This window comes from Chryseobacterium sp. HMWF035, from assembly GCF_003094695.1.
Taxonomy (GTDB): domain Bacteria; phylum Bacteroidota; class Bacteroidia; order Flavobacteriales; family Weeksellaceae; genus Chryseobacterium; species Chryseobacterium gambrini.
In genome coordinates this window covers 129,331-141,206 of sequence record NZ_QEHP01000057.1, presented here as the reverse complement: position 1 = coordinate 141,206, position 11,876 = coordinate 129,331, and the positions used below count along the sequence as shown (strand labels likewise).

Here is an 11,876-nt window from a genome sequence, read left to right as displayed (position 1 = left end):
TTAATTTAAAGTTTTTTGTTTTTTAGCTTTTATCAATCCGTTAGCAATGATTGCCAGTATCATAACTCCTGAAGCGATGTAAAAAATCGGGCTCATGTGTTCTGATTCCCCAAAGATAAAAAAAGCTAGTATAATTCCGTAAACCGGTTCTAAATTAACTGTTAAAATTAATGTAAAAGGCGAAATATATTTCATGAGATTCACCGATTCCAGCATCGGGAAAGCTGTGAAAACACTTGCCAGTAAACCTATTAACGCAATATCGCGGTAACTTATTTCATTTATCGAAAAAATTTGTCCTGAGAAGAGATAAAATATCAATAAAATAAACCATCCTGAGAATATTTCATAAAAAATGATATTTCCTGAGCTTGTTTTTCCAAACATCTTTCCGTTGAAAACCGAAAAAATGGTTCCGAAAATGGCACACAGCACTCCGTAAAATATTCCTTCTTTGTACTGAAATTCTGTTTTGAAGATCAACAAAATACAGGCAACAATCACCACTCCCATGACGACTTCCGAAACATCGATCTTTCTTTTAAAAATCAAAGGTTCCAGAATGGATGCAAATAAGGTGGATAAAGACAGACAACTTAATGCGATGGAAACATTGGAAATTTTAATGGAGTAAAAAAAGCAGTACCAGTGAAGCGCCATCGAAAAACCGATTGCAGCCAGCTGAAAAAATACTTTCTTTGAAACTTTAATGCTGTCTTTTTTAAAAACACGGATGTATACGAAAAGGCAGATCGCCGCAAACAGCATTCTGTAAAAAACCAGAATATCTGCATTTGCATGAATCAGCTTTCCCAAGATTGCCGTAAATCCCCACAAAAACACTATCAAATGCAATCTGAAAAGAGCCAATTTATGCATACCCTACCTTCTTTTACTATTTCTGCAAAAATACAAATAGGTTTTACATTTCGTGTAATAATTTTTCAGTAAAGCTTCTGATTTTCTGATAAAATTTAAAATGCGAATTGTTTGAAGGAAATCAGGAATTAAGATTCCTATTTAACATAAAATAAAAAAACCCTGAAAATTTATTCAACTTTCAGGGCCTTCAAATAATAAACTATTAAAAAAATAAACTAGGAACTTAGAGGAAGGATGAGATTTCACTCTCCCTTTCTCTAATGTAAAGTTAGCAAATTACGAACCATAAAAAATATATTTTTTGTTAAATATTTCATAAAATTCTGAAAACCAATTTATTAAACATTTGTTTATATCCATTTTCATTCCATGTAAAAAATAGTATCTTTAAACGGAAAAAATTGAAATTTTTATGGACATTGAATTCAACAAAAGAGAAGATCAGAACAGACTAAAATTATCCGACATCAATCGCTTATTGACAGAAATTAAAAAGGGGGGTGGTGAAAAGAGGCTTCAGAAGCTTCGTGATGAGGGAAAAATGACGGCAAGAGAAAGAATAGACTATCTTCTTGATAAGGATTCTGATTCCATAGAAATTGGTGCTTTTGCAGGATATGAGATGTATGAGGAACACGGAGGCTGTCCAAGCGGAGGGGTTGTTGTGGTAATGGGGTATGTCTCTAAAAGACAATGCATCATTGTGGCCAATGATGCTTCTGTAAAGGCGGGAGCATGGTTTCCGATCACGGGTAAGAAAAATCTGAGAGCTCAGGAAATTGCCATGGAAAACAGACTTCCGATTATTTATCTGGTAGATTCCGCAGGGGTTTATTTGCCGATGCAGGACGAGATTTTCCCTGATAAGGAGATGTTCGGGAGAATTTTCAGAAATAATGCTAAAATGAGTGCTGCAGGAATTATTCAGATCTCTGCTGTGATGGGAAGCTGTGTTGCAGGTGGTGCTTATCTTCCGATTATGAGTGATGAAGCGATGATTGTGGAGGGAACGGGTTCTATTTTTCTTGCAGGAAGTTATCTGGTAAAAGCGGCAATCGGGGAAAGCATTGATAATGAAACTCTGGGAGGAGCCACTACACATTGTTCGATTTCGGGAGTTACGGATTATAAGGCTAAAGATGATAAAGATGCGCTGAACAGAATTAAGAATATCATGAAGTCTTTGGGAAGTACGGAAAAGGCAGGTTTCGACAGAATTGAAAGTGTACAGCCGAAAGAAAAGCCTGAGAATATTTTCGGGATTATGCCTGTTTCAAGAGCGGATCAGTATGATACCTACGATATTATAAAATGTCTTGTAGACAATTCTGAGTACGAAGAATATAAGCCTGATTACGGGAAAAGCATTATCTGTGCCACGGCAAGAATAGATGGATGGTCTGTAGGAATTGTAGCGAACCAGAGAAAACTTGTAAAAAGCGGAAAGGGTGAAATGCAGTTTGGAGGGGTAATTTATTCTGATTCTGCGGATAAAGCAACGAGATTTATTGCGAACTGTAACCAGAGAAAAATTCCGTTGGTGTTTTTACAGGATGTAACCGGCTTCATGGTGGGTTCTAAATCTGAACACGGAGGAATTATTAAAGATGGTGCAAAAATGGTAAATGCTGTTTCTAATTCCGTGGTTCCGAAATTCACGATTATTACCGGAAATTCTTACGGAGCCGGAAATTACGCGATGTGCGGAAAGGCTTATGATCCAAGGTTAATTGTTGCGTGGCCATGGGCAGATCTTGCGGTAATGGGCGGTGCACAGGCTGCAAAAGTTTTGGCACAGATCCAGGAATCAACATTGAAAAAACAAGGAAAAGAAATTTCTGAGGAAGAACATAAAGAAATTCTGGATTCTATTTCAGCAAAATATAAGAAACAGACGGAAGCAACGTATGCAGCAGCGAGGTTGTGGACCGACGCAATTATTAATCCAGTTGATACCAGAAAATGGATTTCTATGGGAATTGAAGCGGCGAATCATTCTCCGATTACTGAGAAGTTTAATCTTGGAGTTATACAGGTTTGATAATTGATGATTTTGCTTATCTTTAATTAATCATAATGCTTAATTTAATGCAAAGTTCGCAAGAGCTTTTAAATATTAACTGCTTTTTAAGCTCGCAAAGGTGCTTCGACAAGCTCAGCATAAACTATTCACTTAGCTAAGAACCCAAAGTTTTTTTAATGATAACAAATTGTGGACAATCACATTGATGAGTGATTATAAATAAAAAAGATGTGGAAATTAATTCTACATCTTTTTTTGTTTTGAATAGGTAAGTTAGTCCAATATTTTAAATTCTGACTTTCACCTTAGCCCCGATTGCAGCATTTGTGTGAGCTCATTTTATAGTTTCGGCGGCGGCAAAGCCGAAACTATAAAATAGCGAGTGCGGAAAGCGGGAAGCAGCTCCTCATAAAACAGATTCTATGAAAAGAAAACTCCCGTTCTGAATCTTTCTTTATTCAGTTTTTTATTCACAGCCAATCCCCAAAGAATAAATTCTTTTAAAAACAGAAGATCTTCGGGTTGGGTATCGGGTTGGTATTTTTCAATGATTTCATCAAGCGGAGTAATTCGATTTAGGTTTTTCGCGTAGACTTCATCCGGAGATTCGTCGGTAATTTCTAAAAACCCGTCATCCTGTAAAAACCAGTCGGTGATCTGGCTGAATGGTCCGTCTACATTCTTTTTCTCCAGTTTTTCTATTTTGGGGAAATACGTGGTAAACAGAGTTTTTACCGCATTATCTATTAAGAGTTGTGCCACAGATTCTGCTCCTTCCTGCTCTCCTTCATAAACCAGTTCTACCTTTCCCGTAATCGCAGGAATAACGCCAACAAAATCGCTCAGCCTCACCGAAGTTTTTTCTTCTCCAGCCAACAAAGCCCTACGTTCTGCCGTACTCAACAAATTTTCGAAAGCGGTGATGCTCATACGTGCACTGACACCACTTTTTGCATCTACATATTCGCTCTCGCGGGCTTCAAAACCAATCTGTTCCAGAAGATCATGGGCTAAAGCCGGAACATACACTCCGTTTTTCTGGCGGCTGTCCAGACTGGATTCATATTTAGTAATTTCTTTCGCAATATGAATATTTTCAGGATAATGCGTTAAAATCTGCGATCCAATACGGTCTTTAAGAGGAGTAACGATGCTTCCTCTGTTGGTATAATCTTCCGGATTGGCGGTAAAGACAAACTGAATATCCAAAGGCATTCTCACTTTAAATCCACGAATCTGAACATCGCCTTCCTGTAAAATATTAAACAGGGAAACCTGAATTCTTGCCTGTAGATCAGGTAACTCGTTAATTACAAAAATACAGCGGTTGGCTCTAGGAATCATTCCAAAATGGATCACACGATCGTCTGCATAAGATAATTTAAGATTGGCAGCTTTTATCGGATCTACATCACCAATAAGATCGGCAACAGTAACATCCGGAGTGGCAAGTTTTTCAAAAAATCTTTCATCGCGGTGAAGCCATTCAATAGGCGTGCTATCGCCTTCTTTTTCAATTAATTCTTTTGCAAACCGGGAAATCGGGTTAAAAGGATCATCATTAATCTCGCTTCCGTCAACATAAGGAATCCATTCATCCAACAAGCTTGTCATCATTCTTGCCAGTCTTGTTTTAGCCTGACCTCGCAATCCTAATAAATTAATATTATGCTTACTGAGAATCGCATGCTCCAATTGAGGAATTACCGTGTTTTCGTATCCGAAGATTCCCTCAAATACAGATTCTCTATTTCGGATTTTAGTTTTTAAATTATCCCGTAATTCGTCTTTAATATGTTTTGATGTATAACCTGATGCTTTTAACGCACCCAACGTTTTTATTTCTGGCTTTGCAGTCATTGTATTTAAATCTAATTGATAATTTTTATTAAGTCATAAATTTTTAACGGATTCTTCTTTTACGATTGGATTCATAATCTTCAAAAATCATGTTTCCTAAACCATTAAGACCTGTATAAAATGCTTTTCCCTGATTGGCTTCTGTAAATTCGCTCACGAAATGCTGCAAATAAGAATCCTGCGCAATCATAAAAGTAGTAATTGGGATATGGAGTCTTCTTGCCTGAGCTGCCATATTGTAACATTTCTGAACTACATATTCATCCAGTCCGTAAGAATTCATATAATAAGTACCGTCCGGTTCACGCACACAGCTTGGCTTTCCGTCGGTAATCATAAAAATTTGTTTGTTGGTATTTCTTTTTCTGCGCAAAATATCCATTGCTAACTGAAGTCCTGCAACAGTATTCGTATGATAAGGCCCAACCTGCAGGTAAGGAAGTTCCTGAATCTTTACCGGCCATGCATCATCCCCGAAAACAATAATATCCAGCGTATCTTTCGGATAACGCGTTGTGATTAATTCAGCAAGTGCCATCGCAACTTTTTTAGCCGGAGTAATGCGGTCTTCGCCGTAAAGAATCATACTGTGGCTGATGTCGATCATTAAAACAGTGCTCATTTGAGACTGATGTATGCTGTCTTCAACAATAAGATCATTTTCCGTAAGATGAAAATCTCCGATCCCGTTATTAATTTGTGCATTCTTTAGACTCTCCGTCATTGAAATTTTTTCCACAGAATCACCGAAATTATAATTTCTGAATTCTCCGGTTAAGTCTTCACCTGCTCCGCTTTTATTCGTTTTATGATTTCCGTTTCCGCTCTTTTCAAGATTTCCAAATATTTGTTTAAGTGCCTGTTTACGGATATTCTGTTCCATTTTCGCACTTAAGGTAACTCCATTGCCATTTCCATCTGGATTAATCTCTTCCCGAATATATCCTTTCTTCTTAAGATCTTCAATAAAGTCATCTATTGTATATTCAGGAGTGGTTAATTGGTATTCTTCATCCAGCATCCGAAGCCAGTCAATTGCTTCATCAAAATCACCTGAAGTATGAGTCAGTAAATCCGTAAAAATTTCCAGCAATCGGTCAAATACAGACAGTTCAGGTTCCTGATAAATATTAAACCTAAAACCTCTTACAATATGCTCTTTCATATCATAAATTTACGATATAAATTAAGAGGGATTAAGAGATTTAGTCTATTTTACATTTTAAGAATAAAAATAATTGAATCAAAGAAAATTCTCAAGTTATGGGAAAGAAAAATTATCCGCTACTTTAGATAAAACGTCTTTAATATGCGAAATATATTTTCAGGAGCTTTATCCCGCTATCCACTCTTACTCCTCGCACCCTGCTTCCCGGGTTAATGCCCTCACTTTTCCCAATCCCGCTGCGGGGTAACCGTTTCTATCGCGGCTAGAAGATGGCAAATAATATTAATGAAAGATAATTGATAATTGATGAATGATGATTGATTACATTCTCCGGCTTCTTTACTTTTCTCTTGTTACTTCTTACTTTTTACTTTGTTCTATTTCCTTTTCTCCTGGTTCTTTTTACTTTTCCCTTGTTTCTTTCCTTTGATAAGGGATAGATTAAGATGAGAGAGGGAGAGTTGTGCGCAAAAAAAAAGTCTCATAGAATTTAATCTATGAGACTTTTAAATAAAAACTGGCGGCGACCTACTCTCCCGCTTTCGCAGTACCATCGGCGCTGGTGGGCTTAACTTCTGTGTTCGGAATGGGAACAGGTGAGCCCCACCGCTAAAACCACCCTAAAGGTTGTATATAGGTTTAAGGTTTATTGTTTATTGTTCAAAGTTTTGAACCCTGAATCTTAAACATTCAACCATGAACCGTTTTTATCGGTAAATTTCATCACAAAGGCAAAACCAGTGTCGCACTTATAAATACTTAAGCTAAGTTATGATAAGCATGATTGCTCATTACCTATTACTCATTACTTATGAATAGGCTATAAATCTACGGGTAATTAGTACTACTCGGCTATGCTGTTACCAACTTTACACCTGTAGCCTATCAACGTGGTCATCTCCCACGACCCTTAAAAGATGTCTCATCTTGAGGCGAGTTTCGCACTTATATGCTTTCAGTGCTTATCTCTTCCAAACATAGCTACTCAGCGGTGCACCTGGCGGTACAACTGATACACCAGAGGTTTGTTCAATTCGGTCCTCTCGTACTAGAATCAAGCCCTCTCAAACATCTAACGCCCGCAATAGATAGAGACCGAACTGTCTCACGACGTTCTGAACCCAGCTCGCGTGCCACTTTAATGGGCGAACAGCCCAACCCTTGGGACCTTCTCCAGCCCCAGGATGTGACGAGCCGACATCGAGGTGCCGAACCTCCCCGTCGATGTGAGCTCTTGGGGGAGACTAGCCTGTTATCCCCGGAGTACCTTTTATCCTATGAGCGATGGCCCTTCCATACGGAACCACCGGATCACTATGTCCTGCTTTCGCACCTGATCGACTTGTTGGTCTCACAGTCAAGCACCCTTATGCCATTACACTCTACGCACGGTTACCAAGCGTGCTGAGGGTACCTTTGAAAGCCTCCGTTACTCTTTTGGAGGCGACCACCCCAGTCAAACTACCCACCACGCAATGTCCTTCTGAAAGAAGTTAGGCTCCAAGTAAGTAAAGGGTGGTATTTCAACGACGGCTCCACAAACACTAGCGTGCCTGCTTCAAAGCCTCCCACCTATCCTACACATTACTTACTCAAAGTCAATACGAAGTTATAGTAAAGGTTCACAGGGTCTTTTCGTCCCATTGCGGGTAATCGGCATCTTCACCGATACTACAATTTCACCGAGCTCGTGGCTGAGACAGTGCCCAGATCGTTACACCATTCGTGCAGGTCGGAACTTACCCGACAAGGAATTTCGCTACCTTAGGACCGTTATAGTTACGGCCGCCGTTTACTGGGGCTTCAGTCAAACGCTTCGCTTACGCTAACGCCCTTCCTTAACCTTCCAGCACCGGGCAGGTGTCAGACCCTATACAGCATCTTTCGATTTAGCAGAGTCCTGTGTTTTTGATAAACAGTCGCCTGGGCCTCTTCACTGCGGCCAACATTGCTGTTGGCGTCTCTTCTTCCGAAGTTACGAGACTATTTTGCCTAGTTCCTTAGCCACGACTCACTCGAGCACCTTAGGATTCTCTCCTCGACCACCTGTGTCGGTTTTGGTACGGGTTGCTTCACTTCGGCTTTTCTTGGATCCGATTTCACTATAACAGCTTCGCCCGAAGGCTAGGCCTTGACACTTCCGTCCGTCTTCAATAGCTACGTCGAACCGTCCCCTTTTTAGTGTGAGCAAGTATGGGAATATTAACCCATTGTCCATCCACTACCCCTTTCGGGTTCGCGTTAGGTCCCGACTAACCCTCAGCTGATTAGCATGGCTGAGGAAACCTTAGTCTTTCGGTGAGGGGGTTTCTCGCCCCCTTTATCGTTACTTATGCCTACATTTTCTTTTCTATAAGCTCCACAATACCTCACGATACTGCTTCAGCGCCGATAGAATGCTCTCCTACCAGATATAATTAATTATAAATCCATAGCTTCGGTATTCTGTTTATGCCCGATTATTATCCATGCCGGACCGCTCGACTAGTGAGCTGTTACGCACTCTTTAAATGAATGGCTGCTTCCAAGCCAACATCCTAGCTGTCAATGCAGTCCAACCGCGTTGCTTCAACTTAACAGAAATTTGGGGACCTTAGCTGTTGGTCTGGGTTCTTTCCCTCTCGGACATGGACCTTAGCACCCATGCCCTCACTGCCGTAGAACATTTATTAGCATTCGGAGTTTGTCAGGAATTGGTAGGCGGTGAAACCCCCGCATCCAATCAGTAGCTCTACCTCTAATAAACTTATATACGACGCTGCACCTAAATGCATTTCGGAGAGTACGAGCTATCTCCCAGTTTGATTGGCCTTTCACCCCTACCCACAGGTCATCCGAAGACTTTTCAACGTCAACCGGTTCGGTCCTCCACTTTGTGTTACCAAAGCTTCAACCTGCCCATGGGTAGATCACAAGGTTTCGCGTCTAATCCTACTAACTATGCGCCCTATTCAGACTCGCTTTCGCTCCGGCTCCGGACCTGAAGTCCTTAACCTCGCTAGTAAAATTAACTCGTAGGCTCATTATGCAAAAGGCACGCCGTCACAGAATTAATCTGCTCCGACCGCTTGTAGGCGTACGGTTTCAGGTTCTATTTCACCCTTCTATTCGAAGTGCTTTTCACCTTTCCTTCACAGTACTTGTTCACTATCGGTCTTTCAGGAGTATTTAGCCTTGGAGGATGGTCCCCCCATATTCAGACAGGATTTCACGTGTCCCGCCCTACTCATTTATCATCTATGTATACCTTTCGAATACCGGGCTATCACCGTCTATGGCTGTTCTTTCCAGAACATTCTTCTAAATATATAAAGACTTTTGGGCTAATCCGCTTTCGCTCGCCACTACTTACGGAATCTCTTCGATTTCTTTTCCTCAGGGTACTTAGATGTTTCAGTTCTCCTGGTTTGCTCCCATTGCTGGGTGACATGTCTTCAACATGCCGGGTTGCCCCATTCGGACATCTGCGGATCTATTCGTGTGTGCCAATCCCCGCAGCTTTTCGCAGCTTACCACGTCCTTCTTCGCCTCTGAAAGCCTAGGCATCCGCCATACGCCCTTAACGATTTCTTTCCTATTTTTAGGTTACTCAAGCACTTATAAGTGCTCGGTTTTCTCTTTGTGATGTCTTTACCGTTAATGTCAATGATCTTAATTTCTTCTCTTCAGTCTGATGAACAATTGTTGTTTTTGGCTCCAATCGTAACTTTTAAATCAAACTTCCAAAACTGTGGAGAATAAGGGAGTCGAACCCTTGACCTCCTGCGTGCAAGGCAGGCGCTCTAGCCAGCTGAGCTAATTCCCCCTCTAGGTGCTGTTGGCTTCTTGCTAATTGCTTTTGGATTTTTTGCCATAAGCCATAAGCTATTTGCCAGCCGCCTTAATTAGTAGTCTCGGGCAGGCTCGAACTGCCGACCTCTACATTATCAGTGTAGCGCTCTAACCAGCTGAGCTACGAGACTTTGTTATGAGTGATGATTGATCAGTAATAATTGATATTATTCATACCGCATTACAATCTTTCATTCTCAATCTCTTATCCCTTATACTAATTTCTAGTGGGTTTTTTTATTTATAATTGATAACCGATGTCTGATCAGTGATGGGTAGCATCATCTATCTTTTATCGCTTATCATTTATATATATCAACCAAATAAAAAACTAAAGCTTTACTTTAAGTAAGTACTTTGTGTATTGCTACACTAATTTTGTTTAACGTTCTTCAACGCTCTAAAATGAGATGTTCCAGCCGCACCTTCCGGTACGGCTACCTTGTTACGACTTAGCCCTAGTTACCTGTTTTACCCTAGGCAGCTCCTGTTACGGTCACCGACTTCAGGTACCCCAGACTTCCATGGCTTGACGGGCGGTGTGTACAAGGCCCGGGAACGTATTCACCGCGCCATGGCTGATGCGCGATTACTAGCGATTCCAGCTTCATAGAGTCGAGTTGCAGACTCCAATCCGAACTGAGACCGGCTTTCGAGATTTGCATCACATCGCTGTGTAGCTGCCCTCTGTACCGGCCATTGTATTACGTGTGTGGCCCAAGACGTAAGGGCCGTGATGATTTGACGTCATCCCCACCTTCCTCTCTACTTGCGTAGGCAGTCTCACTAGAGTCCCCAACTGAATGATGGCAACTAGTGACAGGGGTTGCGCTCGTTGCAGGACTTAACCTAACACCTCACGGCACGAGCTGACGACAACCATGCAGCACCTTGAAAATTGCCCGAAGGAGGATCTATTTCTAAATCTGTCAATTCCCATTTAAGTCTTGGTAAGGTTCCTCGCGTATCATCGAATTAAACCACATAATCCACCGCTTGTGCGGGCCCCCGTCAATTCCTTTGAGTTTCAAACTTGCGTTCGTACTCCCCAGGTGGCTAACTTATCACTTTCGCTTAGTCTCTGATTCCGAAAAACCAAAAACGAGTTAGCATCGTTTACGGCGTGGACTACCAGGGTATCTAATCCTGTTCGCTCCCCACGCTTTCGTCCATCAGCGTCAGTTAAGACATAGTAACCTGCCTTCGCAATTGGTGTTCTAAGTAATATCTATGCATTTCACCGCTACACTACTTATTCCAGCTACTTCTACCTTACTCAAGACCCGCAGTATCAATGGCAGTTTCATAGTTAAGCTATGAGATTTCACCACTGACTTACGGATCCGCCTACGGACCCTTTAAACCCAATAAATCCGGATAACGCTTGCACCCTCCGTATTACCGCGGCTGCTGGCACGGAGTTAGCCGGTGCTTATTCGTACAGTACCTTCAGCTATTTACACGTAAATAGGTTTATCCCTGTACAAAAGAAGTTTACAACCCATAGGGCCGTCGTCCTTCACGCGGGATGGCTGGATCAGGCTCTCACCCATTGTCCAATATTCCTCACTGCTGCCTCCCGTAGGAGTCTGGTCCGTGTCTCAGTACCAGTGTGGGGGATCACCCTCTCAGGCCCCCTAAAGATCATTGACTTGGTGAGCCGTTACCTCACCAACTATCTAATCTTGCGCGTGCCCATCTCTATCCACCGGAGTTTTCAATAATAAGTGATGCCACTCATTATATTATGGGGTATTAATCTCCCTTTCGAAAGGCTATCCCCCAGATAAAGGCAGGTTGCACACGTGTTCCGCACCCGTGCGCCGCTCTCAAGATTCCGAAGAATCTCTACCGCTCGGCTTGCATGTGTTAGGCCTCCCGCTAGCGTTCATCCTGAGCCAGGATCAAACTCTCCATTGTATGTTTGTCTGACTCACTCAAAGTTTTTAACGCTTTAGTTTTTCCTTACTTGGTTGTTATATTGTATGTCAATGATCTTCAAATCTTACGCTCCTACAAAACTAATTCTCTGTCGTTTTCATTTCGTATTTGCGAGTGCAAAAGTAATACTTTATTTTATCCTGACCAAATGTTTTGAAGAAAATTTTAAAG

The 11,876-nt window shown here is 41.4% G+C and carries 4 protein-coding genes, 2 tRNA genes and 3 rRNA genes; 1 reads left to right on the top strand and 8 read right to left on the bottom strand.

The features are described 5' to 3' along the window. The gene (locus DD829_RS10020) at nt 1-879 is read right to left on the bottom strand and encodes a DMT family transporter (protein WP_108408875.1); all 879 of its coding nucleotides are present in this window, start codon (nt 877-879) and stop codon (nt 1-3) included. 415 nt (nt 880-1,294) lie between these two features. Here DD829_RS10020 and DD829_RS10015 point away from each other — a divergent pair, with 415 nt between their 5' ends. Continuing rightward, a complete protein-coding gene (locus DD829_RS10015) occupies nt 1,295-2,923 on the top strand; it encodes an acyl-CoA carboxylase subunit beta (protein ID WP_108408876.1) in 1,629 nt (542 codons plus the stop codon). A gap of 402 nt (nt 2,924-3,325) precedes the next feature. Here DD829_RS10015 and DD829_RS10010 read toward each other — a convergent pair whose 3' ends face one another. The 7 genes from DD829_RS10010 to DD829_RS09980 all read right to left on the bottom strand — a co-directional run bounded on the left by DD829_RS10010 (nt 3,326) and on the right by DD829_RS09980 (nt 11,684). Further along, nucleotides 3,326-4,765 (bottom strand): AAA family ATPase, encoded by a 1,440-nt coding sequence (locus DD829_RS10010; RefSeq protein WP_108408877.1) that lies wholly within the window; start codon nt 4,763-4,765, stop codon nt 3,326-3,328. A 43-nt stretch (nt 4,766-4,808) separates the two neighbouring features. Beyond that, a complete protein-coding gene (locus tag DD829_RS10005; protein ID WP_108408878.1) occupies nt 4,809-5,930 on the bottom strand; it encodes a vWA domain-containing protein in 1,122 nt (373 codons plus the stop codon). Nucleotides 5,931-6,448: 518 nt separating this feature from the next. After that, nucleotides 6,449-6,556, bottom strand: a 5S ribosomal RNA gene (gene rrf / locus DD829_RS10000). A gap of 195 nt (nt 6,557-6,751) precedes the next feature. Continuing rightward, nucleotides 6,752-9,506 (bottom strand): 23S ribosomal RNA (locus DD829_RS09995). A gap of 158 nt (nt 9,507-9,664) precedes the next feature. Further along, nucleotides 9,665-9,738: transfer RNA gene (locus tag DD829_RS09990), tRNA-Ala, on the bottom strand. Nucleotides 9,739-9,821: 83 nt separating this feature from the next. Further along, a tRNA-Ile gene (locus DD829_RS09985) sits at nt 9,822-9,895 on the bottom strand. Between the two features lie 272 nt (nt 9,896-10,167). Continuing rightward, a 16S ribosomal RNA gene (locus tag DD829_RS09980) occupies nt 10,168-11,684 on the bottom strand. Together the 16S, 23S and 5S rRNA genes with 2 tRNA genes alongside form the textbook arrangement of a ribosomal RNA operon. Nucleotides 11,685-11,876: the final 192 nt, after the last annotated feature.